Below are 19,599 nucleotides of genomic sequence, written 5' to 3'. Positions count from 1 at the left end.
AAAGTGAAGCAAAACCCTTCGACGCAGGTGTCCTCCGAAAAAAACCGTGGGCATGTGCGTATTCTGGCAACAACCGACCTGCATATGAACCTGACAGGTTTTGACTATTACACGGATACTCCTGACCCGACGCTAGGATTGACGCGCACCGCCAGCCTGATCCGCAAAGCCCGCCAAGAAGCAGGGGATGCTTTGGTTCTGTTGGTGGACAATGGGGATGCAATTCAGGGCACGCCGTTGGGCGAGTGGGCGGCCCAGAACGACGTGCCGCATCCGGTCATGCAAGCCTTTGCGGCGCTGGAGTACGACGCCATAGGTCTCGGCAACCATGATTTTGGTTTTGGGCTGACGGTATTGGACAATATCATCTCGCAAGCCCCTTGCCCTGTCCTGTGCAGCAACCTGCATCGATCGGGTAGCCTGCAAGCATGGCAGGGATTTGCGATATTGGACCGCACCGTGCCATTGGGTGGCAAAGATATGCCCCTTCGCATCGGCTTGATATCCGTTCTTCCGCCTCAAACCACCCGCTGGGAAGAGCATCACCTGAACGGAGAGGTCACAGCCGAAGACATTCTGTCCTCGGCACGCGACCTGTCAAAACGACTGCGCGCTGAAGAATGTGACCTTATCGTTGCTCTGGCGCATTCTGGCCTGGGCCAAACAGAGCCGGTGGAAGGGATGGAGAATGCCATAATTCCCTTGGCCGCCATCGACGGAATCGACGCCATTGTCGCCGGGCATACGCATCTGACCTTTCCGAGTCGCACCGATACCAACGCCCAATATCTCGATCACGCAAACGGGCTGGTGCATGAAACCCCGGTTGTCATGGCCGGGTCGGCTGGATCTTATCTTGGTGTCATTGATCTTGTAGTTTCTCCGCGACCGAATGCCGGGTTCAGCATTGAAGAATGTCGCGTGGACCTGCGCCCGGTTTGCGCGAGCGGAATCGCGGTCGAGGAAGACCAGGATATGGTGCGTCTGTTCGCTGACGCCCATCGTCAGACACGCAGCGCGGTTGCCAAACCCGTCGCGCGCGTATCAGAATCCATGCACAGCTATTTCAGTTTTTGCGCACCGGATCGCGGCTTGGCTTTGGTCGCTGCGGCACAGGCTGCCGCTTTGCGCTCTTTCCTGCACGGTTCCGCTTTGGAAGAGTTACCTCTTTTGTCAGCCGTGGCGCCTGGGAAAAGCGGTGGGCGCGCTGGCCCACGGCATTTTACAGATGTCCCAGCGGAGGAAATATGCCTGCGTCACGTTGCAGACCTGTATCCGTTTCCCAATGAACTGCGCGCATTACAGATCAACGGTGCCGACGTGCTGGATTGGCTGGAAATGTCGGCAAGCGTGCTCAACCAGCTGTCGCATGATACAGAAGCGGACTTAGTAAACCCCGAACGTGCTGGTTACAATTTCGACGTCATCTTCGGCCTGTCCTATCAAATCGATCCATCGCAACCTGCACGCTTCGACAATGACGGTCGGTTGGTCGACCCTGACAACAGGCGAATTCGCAATCTGACATTCGGTGGCCAACCTGTTCAACCTGCGCAAAGATTCGTCCTGGCCAGCAACAATTACCGCGCCAGCGGAGGCGGACATTTTCCTGCCGCCTCTGCGGCCCAACGCATCAACCTACCACCGCTCGACATCAAGGAACTGACGCGGGATTACCTGTCTCGTCGCCTTCCGCCCGATCCCGTAGCGCGACACCCATATCCGTTTACACTGACAGCTCGAGCGGGTGTAAATGCCTTGCTTCGAACAGGTCCGGGTGCCCTTGAACACATGGATGAGTTGGTCATGTTCAACGCTCAACTGCTAAGTCCCGATGACGCCGGATTCGAGCGTATCCGCCTAACATTCTGACGGGTTGTCTTTTGCCCTAGCCTTCCCTATATCCAGAGTCGAGAGGTTGGCGCGGGCGAGCGCCTCGCCAACCTGGTCAGGTCCGGAAGGAAGCAGCCACAACGAGCCCCGCTTGGGTCGATGTCCAACCTCTCACTTTCTCCACACATGCCTAATGGGTGATACGCGGTCTCGTCCCTAAGCTTGTTCAAATGTCGACAAAGCGTGGCCAAAGGGCCGCGTTACGACGAGCAAAAGCCCCAATATGCCCAACTTCAGATAACCCAAATTCAGCAGGTTTCAGCAGATGTCGTTTGACCTTGGGGCCATAGAGATCGGCAAGCCGCCATACCGCCTCGGGTGGGACCATCTGGTCATCTTCAAAAGTAAACAGATCCACCGGTTTTTCAGTTTCTGTCCAACGCGCATCAGGCAACCCGGCTCCGATCTCGGGCATGTAACTCGAAGGAGCGGTGCACCATTTACGCCATTGCCAGTAGACCGATGCCGGCAAATCCGCACCAAAACCGATTGCATTTCCGGGTAAATACCCAAGCGCTTTGACCAGCAATGGGGCGTGCCCATACCAGAACACCCCGGCCAATCCACGGTAGGGCCATGGGTGATCGTTCAGGGTCACAAGCCCAGAACACACACAAATCATCCGGTCGATTTTGTCGATATCGGGCTGTACGGGTCCCAGCATGGCACCTACAGAATGACCAATCGTCCATTGTTGTGCACCGGGAAAACGCCTGCGCATTTCCGCCCGCGCCGCCGGCATATCGATCAAGGCCCAATCGGCCATTGTCGCACGTGCATCCTTCATGCGGCCGGTCAAAGAGTGCCCGAAGTCCCGGTAATCATAGGTTAGGCACGCCATGCCGCGCTCAGCGGCCAGCCAACGTGCGAAGTGGCGATAATAGTCGCGTGGCACGCCTGTGGCACTGTTCAGCACAACCACTGTGCCGGGTTCCGACAACGGTCGGTACAAGCGCGCTGAAAGGGTTGATGACCCGGACGGAAAGAGGAACTCTTCGGTTAAAACCGTCTGTTCTGTATCCAACATGATCCCTGACCCTGCGCCGAAGACAAAGTTTCTTACTTCAATAATTGAAACTCTACGCGGGAAGTTTTTACCCATCCAGCATGACCAAACGTCGGGGCCAAAGATCCGCTTGACTCGGAACCGGATCAGACGCTAGCGATTGTGTGATGGTTCCTGTCCCCCACAAGGGGTCGGGATGAAAAGGGAACACGGTGCGGTTCCGTCTGGTCATCCGGACGCTAACCAATGCCGCGACTGCCCCCGCAACTGTAAGCGGTGAGCAATGCCGAAACGCCACTGGCCCCGAGGGCTGGGAAGGTCGGCAAAGCCATGACCCGCAAGTCAGGAGACCTGCCATCGAAACTGAAACCGAAACTCGGGCGGGGTGTCCGGGCAGGTCCTGACTGCACTTCGCTGTCCCACCTGACCCGATCCTTCTGTCCACCACGCGCGGAGGGCGCAGGATGATCTGGAAGACAAAGACGCATGAATACAGCGCAACGGTATGTCAGCGGACGGGTAAAACCTGCCCCGCCCTGGCGCGGCTGGCGCGCTCGATCTCCGAGGCCATGACACAAGCTTCGGCGGCCACAGGCGACGCATTCGAGTTCGACGGCAGTAGTGAGCTTTCACATTGCGCGGAAGGGTGTCAGGCAATTTTCCAGGCACAATCAGACAGTGTTCGCGTGTTTTGTGACACGCAGCCCAACGCAGCAATTGAGGACCTGAACCTCTATGCTGATCTGATTTTTGGAAACACGTTCCGCACTCTGCCATCTGGCATCATTGCAAACCCACCATGCGCGATGATCGAGGTTGCAACGCTACGGCCCCGGAAAACCGTACACGCACCCGAACAGCTTTCGGCCTGAGGTCACACCACCTGCGCCGGGGAAACCCGGGCCGCCCAAGCCAGCTGCGCGTCTGTTTCCACAGCACAGGGGCGCAGCGACCGCAGACGCTCCAGCGCCTTGTCAGCCCGTTCGCCGCACTCGACCATCAGACGCAGGACAACCATCCCCGACCTGCCACAGCCGCCCCGACAATGCACCAGCACTCGGCCTCCTCCAGCCAGGGCATGCCGGGCGGCGGCGCTAACTTCTGGCCACGCCTCTTCAACGGCCGCCGTTGGTGCGCCAAAGTCTTCGATCGGCAGATGCACCCACCGGCTGGCGCGGCTTTGAATATCGCTGCCAAAATCCTGCGCCCCGTGCTGAAGCATCTCGACATCCGTTGTCATTGAAATGACAATCCCCGGCTTCCACGCGGCAATCGTATCCAGATCCGTCTCATAGTCCCCGCCATGTCCGGGTATAGACGTCAGGGCCAGCGTTCCTCCTGCGACTTGCAGGGCATAGATAACCAGCTGCGACATGAACGTGTGTCCTCCACCAGGAACTCTTTACAAAAATGAGTCTTAAATTTTGTTGGAACAGCTTAGTGCGAATCCGGTCGGAATCTAAATCAAAAATCATCGCGCCTCGCAGTGGACGCGGAAGGCAGCGGCCACTACGCTGAGCCGAAGCACCGAATCCGACCGAGAAAACATGACCGACACGCCCAGCCCCGCCTATCAGGTTCTCGCCCGCAAATATCGCCCGGAAACCTTTGCCGATCTGGTGGGTCAGGACGCCATGGTGCGCACCCTGAAAAACGCATTCGAAGCGGACCGGATTGCGCAGGCTTTCATCATGACCGGCATTCGCGGCACCGGCAAAACCACCACCGCGCGGATCATCGCCAAGGGTATGAACTGCATCGGCCCCGACGGCAATGGCGGCCCGACGACCGAGCCTTGCGGGCAATGCGAACATTGCGTGGCGATCATGGAAGGCCGCCATGTCGATGTGATGGAGATGGACGCCGCCAGCCGAACCGGTGTGAATGACATTCGCGAAATAATCGACAGTGTCCGCTATCGCGCCGCCAGCGCGCGTTACAAGATCTACATCATCGACGAGGTCCACATGCTCTCGACCAGCGCTTTCAACGCGCTGCTCAAGACGCTCGAGGAACCGCCTGAACATGTGAAGTTTATCTTCGCAACAACCGAAATCCGCAAAGTGCCGGTCACGGTTCTGTCCCGCTGTCAGCGCTTTGATCTGCGCCGGATCGAGCCCGAAGATATGATCGGGCTTCTGCAAAAGATCGCAACCGCCGAAGATGCCCAAATCGCCGATGACGCGCTGGCGCTGATCACACGTGCCGCGGAAGGATCGGCACGGGATGCAACCTCGCTGCTGGATCAGGCGATTTCGCACGGGGCGGGTGAAACCACTGCCGAGCAGGTCCGCGCAATGCTGGGCCTTGCGGACCGTGGCCGCGTTCTGGACCTGATGGACATGATCCTGCGGGGCGACGCAGCGGGTGCGCTGACGGAACTCAGCGGGCAATACGCTGAGGGCGCAGACCCTCTGGCCGTCTTACGCGATCTGGCCGAAATCACACATTGGGTGTCCGTCGTTAAAATTACGCCCGACGCTGCCGAAGATCCAACTGTTTCGCCTGACGAACGGAGCCGTGGCCAGCACATGGCCGAGGCGCTGCCGATGCGTGTCCTGACTCGGATGTGGCAGATGTTGCTGAAAGCGCTCGAAGAAGTCTCGGCCGCGCCCAATGCCATGATGGCCGCTGAGATGGCCGTTATCCGCCTGACCCATGTTGCTGATCTGCCCAGCCCTGAAGAACTGATCAAACGGCTGCAGGACACTCCAACGCCTCCAACTGGTGGGCCGAATGGCGGAGTATCAGCCCCCCGGCAGGGTGCAATGCCAGCGCGGGCCAGCGCGGCTCCGGCACCTTCCTACGTTTCGACCCCCCGCGGCCCAAGCGGCGCGCCAGTTGCTGCATTGGCTCAGGATGTGCAGACGGCTCTCGCCCGGTTCCCGACTTTTGATCACGTGGTCGAACTGATCCGCGCCAACCGCGACGTAAAACTGCTGGTCGAAGTGGAAAACGGCGTGCGACTTGTGTCTTATCAGCCCGGTCGGATCGAGTTCACCCCAGCCACGCAGGCACCGACAGACCTTGCGCCCAGGCTGGGTTCGGCCCTGCAACGCTGGACCGGAAACCGGTGGGCTGTCTCGATCGTCTCGAACGGGGATGCGCCGACAATTGCTGAAATTCGGGACAAGGCCGAACTGGCTTTGAAAGCCGAAGCCGAACAACACCCGCTGGTTCAGGCTGTACTGGCTCAATTTCCCAAGGCCAGGATCACAAAGATCGAGACACCGGAACAGCGCGCCGCCCAAGTCGAGACCGAGGCGCTGCCCGAAGTCGAGGATGAGTGGGACCCGTTCGAAGAGGATTGAGCCGGTGACGCGTCTATTGAGGTTACCGTGATCACCCGGTTCCAAAATCTAAGTCTCGGCAAAGCCCGTGCGGCAAACCCAATCCTTGCCTTCACATAACGCGCAACCTGCCACTGCGCGACAAAGGGAGGCGCGTTTCCAAAGACCTCACCGTCAAACGCGGGAACCCTTGTGCCACGCGGCTGCGGCCCGTATTTAGAACCCAAGCAGAGATACAGGAGAATACTATGCTGAAAGGACTCGGCGGGCTTGGCGGTCTGGGTGACATGGCCAAGATGATGAAATCCGCGCAGGACCTGCAAACCAAGATGACCGAAATGCAGGAAGAGCTGAACAACATGATGGTTGTCGGTGAATCCGGGGCTGGACTGGTCAAGGCGACTGCAACCGCCAAAGGCGAACTGAAAGGTCTGGATATTGATCCGTCGATCTTCAACGGTGACGACAAGGAAGTGGTCGAAGACCTGATCCTGGCGGCTATAAAAGATGCACAAACCAAAGCCGCTGAACGTTCGCAGGAAGAAATGGCCAAACTGACCGAAAGCATGGGCTTGCCCGCAGACATCAAGCTGCCGTTCTGAGCTTCATCTTTTTAAAAATACTCCCGCCGGAGGCTCCCTCCGGCGCAAGACAGGACAGGCCATGAGTTCGAACAGCGATATCGAAAACCTGATCGACCTTATGGCCAAACTGCCCGGCCTCGGCCCGCGTTCGGCCCGTCGCGCTGTGCTGCACCTGATCCGAAAACGCGCTTTGCTGCTGACACCCTTGTCTGATGCCATGCAGCAAGTCGCCGTGACCGCCCGCGAATGCCTGAACTGCGGGAACGTGGGCACCACCGATATCTGTGACATCTGCAATTCCGAAGACCGCGCAACCGGACAGTTGTGCGTGGTCGAAGACGTGGCCGACCTCTGGGCGATGGAGCGCGCGGGCGTCTTCAAAGGCCGCTATCACGTTCTGGGTGGCACGCTGTCGGCGCTGGACGGGGTTGGCCCGGACGAGTTGCGCATTCCCCGCCTCAAAGACCGAGTGATGGCCGAAGGGATTACCGAGATCATCCTTGCCCTAAATGCCACCGTAGATGGCCAGACCACCGCGCATTACATTGCTGATCAGTTGGAAGGACAGGTTCGCCTGACCTCACTGGCGCAGGGCGTGCCGATTGGCGGAGAATTGGATTATCTGGATGACGGTACGATCACCGCCGCGCTAAGGGCGCGAAAGGAAATATAGCGGGCCGTATTGGACCAGGGCGACAACTGCATTGTCGCCCCAACGCTTATCAAAGCATGCTCGCAGGCTTCAGGTGTAAGCACCAGACGAGTAGGTCAGCTCATACGAGTGGCTGTAGAGTTCGAATACGATACCAAACGGGTCTTCAACATAGACCATGCGGTAAGGCTTTTCTCCGGGGTAATAGTGCCGGATCGGCATGCGCTGTTTTCCACCAGCCTGCACAATCTTCTCGACCAGACCTTCGACATCGGGGTCCTGAATGCAAAAGTGAAACGTTCCATTTCTGCGGAAATCGATGTTGTTTTCGGGCGCGTAATTCCCGTCAAACTCAAAAAGTTCAATTCCAATCCGGTCTGCTGTCGCGAGATGTGCGATACGCAGTTTCTTCCAGTCCGGGCCGAAAACATCCGTGCACATGACCCCAATGTCCGAGCCATCCTCGACCACGTCCGTGGGCGGCATGATGACGTAAAACCCCAAGACCTCGGAATAGAACTTTACGGCTTCGTCCACGTTTGGAACAGACAACCCGATATGTGAAAAAGTCCTTGGAAACTGAGACATCGAATGCTCCTTAAACTGCTGAGTCGTAAAACTATTGGTCAGCGATCGGTTTTCAAGTTGCTTCCCAAGCCATCATAGCAGGGTTCACCCTCGCGCATGGATCAAGACCCGGAGTCAAAAAGGTCGCTAAAAAGCAAAAGGGCCTTTGCCTTCCGCACGCGCGTAGTAGAATGCCTAAGACTTGATCCCTTTGATTGGAATACGTTATGACCCGCCTTCTCGCCCTCACCTTCGCCACCTTCACCGCAACTGCCGCCCTGTCGCAGGAACTTGTCGACAAGGGCTTCGTCGAAGGCTGGAACATCATGATGGACCCCGCGCTTGGTAACGGATGCCTGATCCAGACGGTGTATCAGGACCTCTCGGTCGTGCGGCTGGGCTATGACGCGCTGGGTAATCGCGGCTATTTCGCGGTCTACAACAAGGCATGGGGCGACATTAAACAGGGTGAGAGCTATCCGATCCGCTTTGATCTGGACGGCAAAAGCTATGATGCCACTGCGATTGGGTTCAATGAACGGGACGTACCAGGCGCGACTGTCTTCTTCACCGACCGAAGCTTCGTCGACGCAATCGCTCAGAACAAGACAATGACCGTCTACAATCCAGCCGGTGAGGTTGTCATGGCCATCGACCTAAAAGGCACCGCCAAAGCGCTGGACTACGCCCGCGACTGCCAGAACAAGAAGCTTTAACGAATCGGATCGAACAACGCGTCCTTGGCGGTGCAGTCGCGGATCACGTCGCGGCCACAGGGTACGGGATCAAGGTCGCGCGACAGGCACAGGCGGACTTCTTCGATATAACCTTGCTTGCAGGTGACGGTGATCATATCGCGCTCTAGTTCGGGATTGGCCTTCAGAAACGCTTCTTCGACCACTTCGGCGGGTAACATCACGGATGCGTCCAGCTTGCGGAAGACCTCCGGGCGCGCGACCGCGTCATAGGTGCGCCGGGACAGCGCGAAATAGTCGGCTGCCGACAGCCCGGAACAGGTGCCGTGTTTCTTCCACTGGTGCCAGGCCAAGCCCGCACTGCCCTGAATATCTTCCATTTCACGCGTCATGCGTCGGGTCGGCGGTGCTTCGGGCGTTCTGCAATACGACGGCCAACCCTGATGGAACTGTGGCCACAGGCCATGCAATATCCAACCGTGGTCATGCCGCGCATCGCACTGATCGGACCCGCGCGCGTCGCCTTCGCGGGCACACCAGTTGGGCGACCAGCTGAGCGATAGAACATAGTAATCGAACTCTCCGGCCTTTTCGCCTTCGGCCAGCGCAACAACCGCGCTGAAGACCCACAATACCAGCCCCGAAATACCTTGGCGCATTCGCCTCTTCCCTTCTTGCCGTGCCGCGACTATATAGGCCCCAAGTTCCCCGACAACGGAAACCTGCCCCAAATCCCCGGGGCCGCCGAATTCCGGCGACGGGACAGATGTATGTATAGGAGACGGGCTGATGGCAAAACCGCTTATGGCCAAGGCAACCGCCGTATGGCTGGTGGACAACACCACGATCAGCTTCAAGCAGATCGCGGATTTCGTAGGAATGCACGAGTTGGAAGTGCAGGGCATCGCTGATGGTGATGTCGCTGCAGGCGTCAAAGGCTTTGACCCGATTGCCAACAACCAGTTGACCCAGGACGAAATCGACGCGGCGCAGAACAACCCGCTTCACAAGCTGAAGCTCAAGTTCAATCCTTCGGCCGCTGGCGAAGAAAAGCGCCGTGGTCCGCGTTACACCCCGCTGTCCAAGCGTCAGGACCGTCCGAACTCGATCCTGTGGCTGGTCAAGTTCCACCCCGAACTCAGCGATGGCCAGATTGCCAAGCTGGTGGGCACTACCAAACCGACAATCCAGTCGATCCGCGAGCGTACCCACTGGAACATTACCAACATGCAACCCATCGATCCGGTTGCTCTGGGCCTTTGCAAGCAGTCCGAGCTGGACACAGCCGTTCAGAAAGCAGCCGCAAAGAAAGCGGCCGAAGGCGGTGTGATGAGCGATGATGAGCGTCGCAAACTGGTCTCGACGGAACAGTCTCTGGAAATGGATGCCGCGCCGAAGATTCCGACAGCCATTGAAGGGCTCGAAACCTTCTCGCTGTCCGACGAGCCAGCAGAAGAAAAAGACGAAGAGGCGATCATCGACGCCGAGAGCTTCTTCAATCTGCCCAAAGGCGGGGCGGATGACGAAGAGGAAGACGATCTTCGCCCGTAATGTACAATAAGCCCCGGTCGGCACGGCTGGGGCTTTTTTGACGGACTTGTCATGCTAAGCATTCTATCAGCGATTTTTGGCCCGCACCGCGCCGTTTCGATCTATGCCTTTGTGAAAACATGGGGTCTTGGGTTGGCCGGTGGCGCTGTTATGATTGCCATCGTCACAACCCTCTATCTGCTGGGGGATGAGGGCGAACACGAGCACGAAGCTTTCCTGACCGTTCCAGTGCTGTCGGCAACCCCGGTGAATGGTGATCTCAGGAACGGTGTCATCGCCTCGGTCCGCCTGCCCGATGGTTCGGCAACTTCAATCACGTCGACCGAGTCGCCCATTTCCCAGACCGTAGGCACCACAGCTTGCATCGAGAAACGCGTTTACGTCGAATCTGGTGAGGCGCGGTACCGGTTCAAACTGCCAAGCCTGTGCGAAGGCAGTTGATTGGCTAACACCTAGACGCAAAGCCACCCGATGCTGACACCGGGTGGCTTTATTAATCACACCATCTGAAAGATGATGCCCGCGATAATTGCTCCGCCCACACCAAGGCCCAAATAGGTTGCAAACACACGGGGTTTGACCAGCGACCAGACGGCGGCCATTGCCGGGATGGAACTGACGGCACCAGCGACCATGAAGGACATGGCGGCGCCCGCAGTCATTCCTTGTTCCATCAAGCCAGCCAAAAGCGGTGGTGCCACGTAAGAGTTCAGATAGGCGGGCATACCAACCAAAGCGGCGACAACGATAGGCAGCACGCCTTCCCCACCCACCGCGCCAGCGATCAGGTCGGCAGGCACGTAGTTGACCAACAGGGCTTCGAGTACATAGGCCAAAGCTAGCCACTTCAACAGGAACAATCCGTTGTGCACGAATTCCGAGCGGAACCGAACGCGGCGCTCGGGCTCCTGCCAGAATTTCCAGACCGGCTTGTCGTCCAGTTTCGACCCACATCCGCAGCACCCGGCGGGTTTGTACGCGCGCAACGGCTGGGCAAACGCACCCTGGCGCATCAGCAGCCGAACCGCGAAGCCTCCGAACAGGCCAAGTGCGACCGCCGCGACGGCTTTGCCGATGGCAAAAGGCCACCCCAGCGCGCCAGCCGTAATCAAAAGCGTCGGCGGGTCGATCAAGGGTGAGCTGAGCCAGAACGCCATGACCGCAGACAGTGGCGCGCCAAGGGCCAGAAGACCTGCGATAAAGGGAATAACCTCACAAGAACAGAACGGAGCCAATCCACCGAACAACGCGGCCAGAAAGATCATCCTGGTCTCCCGCCCCTCAAAGGCGCGCGCCACCATCACTTCCGCACCGGTGGCCTTTAGATATGACAGCAGCAGCACGGCAAACAGGATGTATTGCCCCGTATGCGCCAATGCCTTTGCGGCGAAAATTACAACCTCACGCAGATTGCCGGGGTCCAGAACGGCCACCGCGACAAGGATCACGACGATCAGCGCCCAAGGCGTCTTGATCAGGTCCAGCACCCCCTTGGCTGTCACGCGCGGGTTTTGTGTTAATTCAGCCATCGTTCGCGGCCTTTCCAACTTCATCGGCGCAGCATTCGCTGAGGATGAACTGCGCCAGGTTTCTCAATTCGTCGTAACAGGCTCGGTTGATCGTGGTTCGACCAATCTTTTCCTGTTCAACCACACCACCGGCCGCAAGAAACCGCAGGTGATGCGCCAAAGTCGACGGAGCAATGCCCGTCCGGTTTTGAATCTCGCCAACCGTCAAACCGGCCTCACCAGCCCGAACCAAGGTCTTGAGGACTTTCAGCCGGGCCTCCGAGCCCATCGCAGAAAATCCGGCAGCAGCAGCTTCCCACATGAGTCGCCTCCATTAAACTAGATTTCTGGTTATTTAGTTTAATAATGTTTCCCAGTCAACCGGGTCGTTGAAATACGCCCAGATTGCGTAAGTCCAGATTGCACGCCCTTTAAGTCCAACCTATAAGCAGGCATGGGGATTTCGGTCGATACATTCTTTCTAGAACTCAACGGTCAGGGCACGCTGCAGGCCCAGATCCAGCAGATGATTGCCGAGGGCATTCTGTCGGGCCGCTTTCACGTTGGAGAGAAACTGCCATCATCGCGAAAACTGGCCGCACATCTGGGCGTCAGCCGGATCACCGTCACGTTGGCCTATACCGAATTGCTGGCGAATGATTACCTGACGGCCAAGGGGCGATCTGGGTACTATGTTTCGCATAACGCGCCCGTTCCACCGAAATACTCGCCTGTCCAGCGCGGCACAGAATCCGTTGACTGGAACAAAGCGTTGGCCCGTCGCTTTCTGGACAGCGACGTTCTGCCAAAACCCAGCGACTGGCGCGAATACCGCTATCCGTTCATCTATGGTCAGGCCGACCGAACTTTGTTTGATCACGCCAACTGGCGCTTGTGCGCCGTGCGCGCGTTGGGACACAAGGACTTCGATTCGCTAACCGGGGATTACGTGGATCAGGATGACCCGCTTCTGGTCGAGTTCATCGCCCGCCACACTCTGCCCAGACGCGGCATTGCAGCCCGCCCCGAAGAGATTCTGATCACTTTGGGCGCGCAGAACGCTCTCTGGCTGGCGTCGCGCATTTTGTTGACTCACAATCGATCTGCAGTGATCGAAGACCCCTGCTATTACGCGCTGCGGAGCCTGCTGAACCATTGGGACTGCGCGGTGACGCCCTTGAGCGTCGATCAGAACGGACTGCCACCCGAGACGATCCCAGACGACGCCGACGTTATCTTCACCACCCCCAGCCATCAAAGCCCGACGACGGCGACAATGCCGATCGCGCGCCGCAATCAACTGCTGGATCGAGCACGCGAATTGGATGCAATGGTTGTCGAGGATGACTACGAGTTCGAAATGGCCTTTCGGGGTGCGCCGTCTCCGGCACTCAAGTCTATGGATCGGGATGGACGCGTGATTTACGTCGGCAGTTTTTCCAAGTCGCTGTTCCCCGGTCTGCGGCTTGGATACATGGTCGGCTCTGAGCCCTTTATCCGAGAGGCACGCGCGCTTCGGTCATTGGTTCTGCGCCACCCACCCGGGCACATTCAGCGCACGGCCGCGTATTTCCTTTCACTGGGCCATTACGACGCGCAAATCCGGCGCATGTCAAAAGCCCTGCAAGAACGGCGCGATGCAATGGACTCCGCCATAGAAGAAAGCGGACTGACCGTGGCCGGGCGCGGCGTGATTGGCGGCTCATCAATGTGGATGTCTGCGCCAGAGCATATCGACACAACGCAACTGGCATTGAGGTTGCAGACCCAGGGCGTTCACATTGAACCTGGTGCCCCGTTTTTCTCTGGTCCGAATAGGCCACAGAATTACTACCGCCTCGGTTACTCCTCCATTTCGACCGACCGCATTGCACCAGGTGTAAAATTGATTGCAGACGCCATTCGAACTACCTGAGCGGCATCTGGACCTAATTTGGGTTTCGTTTTGGCCCTAACGCCAGCCGCACCCATACGCCAAAACCGTATCAAACCCCGGGCTCTTTGCCCGGCTTCACCCACTTGTTTGGAGAGCACTCACATGAAGATGACGACCGAAGAAGCCTTTGTTAAGGTTCTGCAGATGCACGGGATCGAACATGCGTTCGGTATCATTGGCTCGGCGATGATGCCGATCTCGGATCTGTTCCCAAAAGCTGGAATCATGTTCTGGGACTGCGCCCATGAAGGCAGCGCCGGCATGATGGCCGATGGCTATACCCGGGCCACCGGCAAGATGTCGATGATGATCGCGCAAAACGGCCCTGGCATCACCAACTTCGTGACCGCTGTCAAAACCGCCTACTGGAACCACACCCCGCTGCTGCTGGTGACCCCGCAGGCGGCGAACAAAACCATCGGACAGGGTGGGTTCCAGGAAGTCGAGCAGATGAAGCTGTTCGAAGACATGGTTGCCTATCAGGAAGAAGTTCGTGACCCGTCCCGCGTCTGCGAGGTTCTGAACCGCGTGATCATGCAGGCCAAACGCGCCAGCGGTCCGGCTCAGTTGAACATACCCCGCGATATGTGGACCCAGGTCATCGACGTTGATCTGCCTGCTATTGTCGAATTCGAGCGCCCCTCGGGCGGTGAAACCGCTGTGTCGCAGGCGGCCGAGTTGCTGTCGAACGCCAAAAACCCTGTCATACTGAACGGTGCCGGTGTGGTTCTGGCCGAAGGCGGCATCGACGCGTCGAAGGCCCTGGCCGAGCGTCTGGATGCGCCGGTCTGCGTTGGCTACCAGCACAACGACGCTTTCCCGGGCTCGCACCCACTGTTTGCCGGTCCGCTGGGCTATAACGGCTCGAAAGCCGGGATGGAGCTGATCAGCGAGGCCGATGTGGTTCTGTGCCTGGGCACCCGTCTGAACCCGTTCTCGACCCTGCCCGGATACGGCATGGAATACTGGCCTGCCGATGCCAAAATCATCCAGGTCGACATCAACCCCGACCGCATCGGTCTGACCAAGAAAGTCAGCGTCGGCATCGTCGGTGATGCGGCCAAGGTCGCAAACGGGATTCTGGCCCAGCTGTCGGACACCGCGGGTGACGAGGGCCGCGCAGATCGCAAAGCCAAGATCGCGCAAAAGAAATCCGCTTGGGCGCAGCAGCTTTCGAGCATGGATCACGAAGATGACGATCCGGGCACCAGCTGGAACGAACGCGCACGTGCCGCAAAGCCCGATTGGATGAGCCCCCGCATGGCATGGCGCGCAATCCAGTCCGCGCTGCCGAAAGAGGCGATCATCTCGTCCGACATCGGCAACAACTGCGCCATCGGCAACGCCTATCCCTCCTTCGAGGAAGGCCGCAAATATCTGGCTCCCGGCCTGTTCGGCCCCTGCGGCTATGGCCTGCCCGCCATCGTGGGTGCGAAAATCGGCCAGCCGGACGTTCCGGTTGTCGGCTTCGCCGGTGACGGTGCCTTCGGTATCGCCGTGAACGAACTGACTGCAATTGGCCGCGAAGAATGGCCCGCCGTAACTCAGATCGTCTTCCGCAACTACCAGTGGGGCGCGGAAAAGCGCAACTCGACCCTGTGGTTCGATGACAACTTCGTCGGCACCGAGCTGGACACCAAAGTGTCATACGCCGGTATCGCAAATGCCTGCGGCCTGAAGGGTGTTATCGCCCGCACGCAGGACGAATTGACCGCAGCGTTGAACCAGGCGATCGAGGATCAGAAGAACGGCATCACCACCCTGATCGAAGCCATGATCAATCAGGAACTGGGTGAACCCTTCCGCCGCGACGCGATGAAAAAGCCTGTCGCAGTTGCGGGCGTTTCGGCTGACGACATGCGCGAGCAAGCCGTATAAACAAAGGACGAGGCCGGAGCGAATGACCCTGACACCCATTGAGCTGTTGCGGCAGAACGCTCCGGCAATCCGCCCTGTTATTTCTTTATGCGAAGGCAGTGATCCCCGTGTTGTTGCGGGGGCGCTTGCCGCCCACAAGGCAGATCTGGCCGACGTAATCCTGATCGGCCCGCAAGCCGAAGTCGAAGACGCCCTGAAAGAACAAGGGGCAGCGCCTTCACCAGGCGTCGCTGTGCATGACCCCATGAATTCAGATCTGACCGAGGACTTTGCCCAGAGGTTCTTCGAACTTCGTCAGCACAAGGGCGTGGATCTGACCAAAGCCCGCGCTGCTGTTGAATCAGCGCCGATCTACGCCGCCATGCTGGTACGCAGCGGGCGCGCCAACGGCACGGTAGGCGGCGCGGTTCACACAACCGGCGACATCGTCCGCGCGGCTATCCAAGTGATCGGAATGGCCCCAGATGCCGGAATGGTGTCGTCTTTTTTCCTGATGTACCCGCCCGAAAACGCCCAACCCGGTGCGCGGGCGATGCTTTATTCAGACTGCGGTCTGGTCATCAACCCGTCTGCCTCTGAGATGAGCAAAATCGCCATCGCCTCGGCCGCTTCGGCAAAAACTCTTTTGCAAGTCGAACCCAAGATCGCGATGCTCAGCTTTTCGACCAAAGGCAGCGCCAAACACCCGGACGCGGACAAGGTGATCGAAGCCACTGACACGGTGTGCCAGACAGCACCTGATCTGTCTGTCGACGGAGAGTTGCAGTTTGACGCCGCTTTTGTCCCTTCGGTGGGCGACCGCAAATCCCCCGGTTCATCCGTCGCCGGTCAAGCCAACGTAATGATTTTCCCAAATCTCGACGCGGGCAATATCGGCTACAAGATCACCCAACGCCTGGGTGGCTATACCGCAATTGGCCCCGTGCTTCAGGGACTGGCCCAGCCGGCCAACGACCTGTCGCGCGGCTGTAGCGCCGAAGATGTAACCCAAATGATCGCCGTGACCGCCCTGCAAGCCAGCAAAACGTAATGCAGTCTTTCACACCGTTTCTCGGAACAGTGTTCTCAAATCGGGAAGAAACTGACACATTCATCCCGATATAACCGACAGGACCCGCCAATGACCCATCAGCAGCCGATCCTTGATACGTCTCCGAAGGTTTCGGACGAGGTTCGCAAGACCACGTGCTATATGTGCGCCTGCCGTTGCGGCATCAACGTACACATGAAAGATGGCAAGGTTGCCTATATCGAAGGCAACCGCGACCACCCTGTAAACAAAGGTGTCTTGTGCGCCAAGGGCAGTGCTGGGATCATGCAGGTGAATGCCCCTTCACGCCTGCGCAAGCCGCTGCGTCGGGTCGGCCCGCGAGGCTCGGGCGAGTTTCGCGAAATCGAGTGGGATGAAGCGATCAGCACGGCCGTTGGATGGCTGAACGAACTGCACGAGACCGCCCCGCAAAAACTTGCCTTCTTTACTGGCAGAGACCAAAGTCAAAGCTTCACGTCCTTCTGGGCGCAAAACTTCGGCACCCCGAACTATGCAGCCCATGGCGGGTTCTGCTCGGTCAACATGGCTGCGGGCGGCATCTACACAATGGGTGGTGCCTTCTGGGAGTTCGGTCAGCCCGATTGGGATCATACAAAGTTGTTCATGCTGTTTGGTGTGGCCGAGGATCACGACAGCAACCCAATCAAGATGGGTATCGGTAAGATCAAGGCACGCGGCGCGCGGGTGATCGGTGTGAACCCGATCCGATCCGGCTATAACGCCGTCGCCGATGACTGGGTCGGGATCACTCCGGGCACCGATGGTCTGTTCATTCTGTCTCTGATCCACGTGCTGATGAAGGCGGGTAAGATCGATCTCGATTACCTTAGCCGCTACACCAACGCGCCAGTGTTGGTGAATGCTGCGGAGGGGCCTGAAAAGGGCCTGTTCCTGCGCGACACCGACGGCAAGCCGCTAGTGATAGATCGTGCGACCGGCGAACCCACCGCGTTCGACAAACCCGGCGTCCGCCCAGACTTGGCAGCAACCTATGAAAAAGACGGCGTCACGCATCGACCCGTCTTCCACCTGATGGCCGAAAAATATCTGAGCGACGACCACGCCCCCGAAGCTGTGGCCGAGCGCTGCGGCATCCCGGCCAAACGCATCCGCGCCATCGCGGCGGAAATCGCCCGTGTTGCTTTTGACGAAGCCATCGAGCTGGATCAAGAATGGACCGACTTCCGGGGTGAGACGCATTCCAAAATGATTGGCCGCCCGGTCAGCTTCCACGCCATGCGTGGTATCTCGGCCCACGCCAACGGGTTTCAAACGTGTCGCTCACTGCATGTGCTGCAAATCCTGTTGGGCACGGTCGAGGTCCCCGGCGGCTTCCGCTTCAAACCGCCCTACCCCAAACCGGTCGAGGCGCACCCCACCCCCCATGGCGACCGTCGCCCTGGTCGCCCGCTGGAAGGCCCCCACCTGGGCTTCCCACGCGGGCCAGAGGACCTACTGATCGACGATTGCGGCACGGCGCAGCGTATCGACAAAGCCTTTACCTGGGAAAACCCAATGTCCGCCCACGGGCTGATGCATATGGTGATCTCAAACGCCGCCGCAGGTGATCCCTACAAGATCGACACGCTGTTCATGTACATGGCGAACATGTCGTGGAACTCCTCCATGAACACAAAAGGTGTGATGGAGATGCTGACGGCGCGCAACGAAGACGGCAAATACGTCATCCCCAAGATCATCTATTCCGACGCCTATTCCTCGGAAATGGTGGCTTATGCTGACCTGATCCTGCCTGACACCACCTATCTGGAACGTCACGACTGTATCTCGCTGCTTGACCGCCCGATTTGCGAGGCCGACGCCGCCGCCGACGCGATCCGCTGGCCGGTGATTGAGCCTGACCGCGATGTGCGCGGCTTTCAGTCGGTGCTGATCGAACTCGCCAACCGCATGAGCCTGCCGGGCTTCACAAACGAAGACGGGACGCCCAAGTGGAAGGACTACGCCGACTATATCGTGAACCACCAGCGCAAGCCGGGTATCGGCCCGCTTGCCGGGTTCCGTGGTGAAAACGGCGACAAGGAAGGGCGTGGAGAGGTCAATCCCGACCAGCTGAACCGCTATATCGAAAACGGTGGTTTCTACGTCGCGCACATCCCCGAAGGCGCGGATTACTACAAACCCTGGAACGCGGCGTATCAGGACTGGGCCGTCGGGATGGGCCTCTATGACAGCCCGCAGCCATACCTGTTCCAACTTTATTCCGAGCCTATGCGCAAGTTCCAACTGGCCGCAGAAGGGCATGGTGACCGCCAGCCGCCGGATCACCTGCGCCAGCGGATCAAAGACACGATGGACCCGCTGCCGATCTGGTATGAAACCGACCAGCAGGGCAACGAAGGCTTTACAGTCAACGCACTGACCCAGCGCCCGATGGCGATGTACCACAGCTGGGGCACTCAGAACGCCTGGCTGCGCCAGCTGCACGGACGCAACCCGCTCTACGTCCCAACCAAACTGATGCGGGAACATGGGCTGAGCGATGGCGATTGGGCCAAGGTCACCTCTCCGCACGGAGAAATCACCGTGCCCGTCATGGAAATGGCCGCACTGAACGACAACACCGTCTGGACCTGGAACGCCATTGGTAAACGAAAAGGCGCGTGGGCTCTGCAAGAGGACGCGCCGGAAGCCACCAAAGGCTTCCTCCTCAACCACCTGATCCACGAACTGCTGCCGCCCAAAGGCGACGGGATGCGGTGGGCCAACTCTGACCCGGTGACTGGTCAGGCTGCATGGTTCGACCTCAAGGTCAAAATCGAAAAAGCCGCCCCTCCGACAGATACCGAAAGCCAACCCGAATTTGAGCCGATCAAATCGCCCGTTGGCACCGGCCCGAAAGATATCGCATGGAAGGTCGGCAAATGAACCGGATCCGTTCTTCATCTGGCCAAAAATATCTCGGGGGTGAATTGAGCCAAAGGCTCAAGAGGGGGCTGGCCCCCTCCCCCGCCCATAACAGCCGAG

18 protein-coding genes, 1 other RNA gene and 1 riboswitch are annotated in these 19,599 nt (G+C 58.5%); of the genes, 13 read left to right on the top strand and 6 right to left on the bottom strand.

Annotated features, from left to right (window positions below; genetic code table 11):
• Nucleotides 1-3 precede the first annotated feature (3 nt).
• Nucleotides 4-1,872 carry a bifunctional 2',3'-cyclic-nucleotide 2'-phosphodiesterase/3'-nucleotidase gene (locus GS636_RS15625; protein ID WP_171670505.1) on the top strand — a complete coding sequence of 623 codons (1,869 nt, stop codon included), beginning with the start codon at nt 4-6 and terminating at the stop codon, nt 1,870-1,872.
• A 39-nt stretch (nt 1,873-1,911) separates the two neighbouring features.
• Nucleotides 1,912-2,010: signal recognition particle sRNA small type (gene ffs / locus GS636_RS15620), an RNA gene on the top strand.
• Nucleotides 2,011-2,059: 49 nt separating this feature from the next.
• Here the strand turns inward: ffs and GS636_RS15615 are convergent.
• Entirely contained in the window at nt 2,060-2,920 is an 861-nt protein-coding gene (locus GS636_RS15615) for a hypothetical protein (protein ID WP_171670503.1), read from the bottom strand.
• 130 nt (nt 2,921-3,050) lie between these two features.
• Nucleotides 3,051-3,273: riboswitch (cobalamin riboswitch) on the top strand.
• A gap of 90 nt (nt 3,274-3,363) precedes the next feature.
• Here GS636_RS15615 and GS636_RS15610 point away from each other — a divergent pair.
• Complete coding sequence (locus tag GS636_RS15610) at nt 3,364-3,771, top strand: hypothetical protein (RefSeq protein WP_171670500.1); 408 nt, start codon at nt 3,364-3,366, stop codon at nt 3,769-3,771.
• Nucleotides 3,772-3,773: 2 nt separating this feature from the next.
• On the opposite strand, the gene GS636_RS15605 is transcribed toward GS636_RS15610, so the two are convergent.
• The gene (locus GS636_RS15605; RefSeq protein WP_171095953.1) at nt 3,774-4,274 is read right to left on the bottom strand and encodes a dual specificity protein phosphatase family protein; all 501 of its coding nucleotides are present in this window, start codon (nt 4,272-4,274) and stop codon (nt 3,774-3,776) included.
• A gap of 172 nt (nt 4,275-4,446) precedes the next feature.
• Between GS636_RS15605 and GS636_RS15600 the strand changes: the two genes are divergently transcribed.
• The 3 genes from GS636_RS15600 (at nt 4,447) to recR (ending at nt 7,446) form a co-directional block, all read left to right on the top strand.
• Complete coding sequence (locus GS636_RS15600; RefSeq protein WP_171670498.1) at nt 4,447-6,210, top strand: DNA polymerase III subunit gamma/tau; 1,764 nt, start codon at nt 4,447-4,449, stop codon at nt 6,208-6,210.
• A 227-nt stretch (nt 6,211-6,437) separates the two neighbouring features.
• Nucleotides 6,438-6,791: a YbaB/EbfC family nucleoid-associated protein gene (locus tag GS636_RS15595; protein ID WP_170347293.1), complete on the top strand. Its 354-nt coding sequence runs from the start codon at nt 6,438-6,440 to the stop codon at nt 6,789-6,791.
• A 61-nt stretch (nt 6,792-6,852) separates the two neighbouring features.
• On the top strand, nt 6,853-7,446 hold the full coding sequence (recR, locus tag GS636_RS15590; RefSeq protein ID WP_171670495.1) for a recombination mediator RecR: 594 nt from the start codon (nt 6,853-6,855) through the stop codon (nt 7,444-7,446).
• A 69-nt stretch (nt 7,447-7,515) separates the two neighbouring features.
• Here recR and GS636_RS15585 read toward each other — a convergent pair whose 3' ends face one another.
• Entirely contained in the window at nt 7,516-8,013 is a 498-nt protein-coding gene (locus GS636_RS15585) for a lactoylglutathione lyase family protein (RefSeq protein ID WP_171095945.1), read from the bottom strand.
• Nucleotides 8,014-8,219: 206 nt separating this feature from the next.
• On the opposite strand from GS636_RS15585, the gene GS636_RS15580 reads away from it, so the two are divergent.
• Nucleotides 8,220-8,708, top strand: coding sequence for a hypothetical protein (locus GS636_RS15580; RefSeq protein ID WP_171670492.1), 489 nt, complete (start codon nt 8,220-8,222; stop codon nt 8,706-8,708).
• On the opposite strand, the gene GS636_RS15575 is transcribed toward GS636_RS15580, so the two are convergent.
• On the bottom strand, nt 8,705-9,346 hold the full coding sequence (locus GS636_RS15575; protein ID WP_171670490.1) for a ribonuclease T2: 642 nt from the start codon (nt 9,344-9,346) through the stop codon (nt 8,705-8,707). The two genes, GS636_RS15580 and GS636_RS15575, sit on opposite strands and share 4 nt — an antisense overlap.
• A 130-nt stretch (nt 9,347-9,476) precedes the next feature.
• Between GS636_RS15575 and GS636_RS15570 the strand changes: the two genes are divergently transcribed.
• Nucleotides 9,477-10,238, top strand: a complete 762-nt coding sequence (locus tag GS636_RS15570; RefSeq protein ID WP_171670488.1) for a DUF1013 domain-containing protein — start codon at nt 9,477-9,479, stop codon at nt 10,236-10,238.
• A gap of 51 nt (nt 10,239-10,289) precedes the next feature.
• Entirely contained in the window at nt 10,290-10,679 is a 390-nt protein-coding gene (locus GS636_RS15565; RefSeq protein ID WP_171670485.1) for a hypothetical protein, read from the top strand.
• A 56-nt stretch (nt 10,680-10,735) separates the two neighbouring features.
• On the opposite strand, the gene GS636_RS15560 is transcribed toward GS636_RS15565, so the two are convergent.
• Together GS636_RS15560 and GS636_RS15555 are read right to left on the bottom strand one after the other, a co-directional pair.
• The gene (locus GS636_RS15560) at nt 10,736-11,767 is read right to left on the bottom strand and encodes a permease (protein WP_171670482.1); all 1,032 of its coding nucleotides are present in this window, start codon (nt 11,765-11,767) and stop codon (nt 10,736-10,738) included.
• On the bottom strand, nt 11,760-12,068 hold the full coding sequence (locus GS636_RS15555; protein WP_171095930.1) for a helix-turn-helix transcriptional regulator: 309 nt from the start codon (nt 12,066-12,068) through the stop codon (nt 11,760-11,762). The genes GS636_RS15560 and GS636_RS15555 overlap by 8 nt, the downstream gene beginning before the upstream one ends.
• 132 nt (nt 12,069-12,200) lie before the next feature.
• Here GS636_RS15555 and GS636_RS15550 point away from each other — a divergent pair, with 132 nt between their 5' ends.
• From GS636_RS15550 to GS636_RS15535, 4 genes are all read left to right on the top strand, one after another.
• A complete protein-coding gene (locus GS636_RS15550) occupies nt 12,201-13,661 on the top strand; it encodes a PLP-dependent aminotransferase family protein (RefSeq protein ID WP_171670480.1) in 1,461 nt (486 codons plus the stop codon).
• A 123-nt stretch (nt 13,662-13,784) separates the two neighbouring features.
• On the top strand, nt 13,785-15,560 hold the full coding sequence (gene xsc, locus GS636_RS15545; protein WP_171095927.1) for a sulfoacetaldehyde acetyltransferase: 1,776 nt from the start codon (nt 13,785-13,787) through the stop codon (nt 15,558-15,560).
• Between the two features lie 22 nt (nt 15,561-15,582).
• Nucleotides 15,583-16,590 (top strand): phosphate acetyltransferase, encoded by a 1,008-nt coding sequence (gene pta / locus GS636_RS15540; protein WP_171670477.1) that lies wholly within the window; start codon nt 15,583-15,585, stop codon nt 16,588-16,590.
• Between the two features lie 90 nt (nt 16,591-16,680).
• Nucleotides 16,681-19,500 carry a molybdopterin oxidoreductase family protein gene (locus GS636_RS15535; RefSeq protein WP_171670474.1) on the top strand — a complete coding sequence of 940 codons (2,820 nt, stop codon included), beginning with the start codon at nt 16,681-16,683 and terminating at the stop codon, nt 19,498-19,500.
• Nucleotides 19,501-19,599 lie beyond the last annotated feature (99 nt).

The organism is Ruegeria sp. HKCCD4884, assembly GCF_013110855.1.
GTDB lineage: Bacteria > Pseudomonadota > Alphaproteobacteria > Rhodobacterales > Rhodobacteraceae > Ruegeria.
This window is presented reverse-complemented; position numbering and strand designations above follow the sequence as displayed.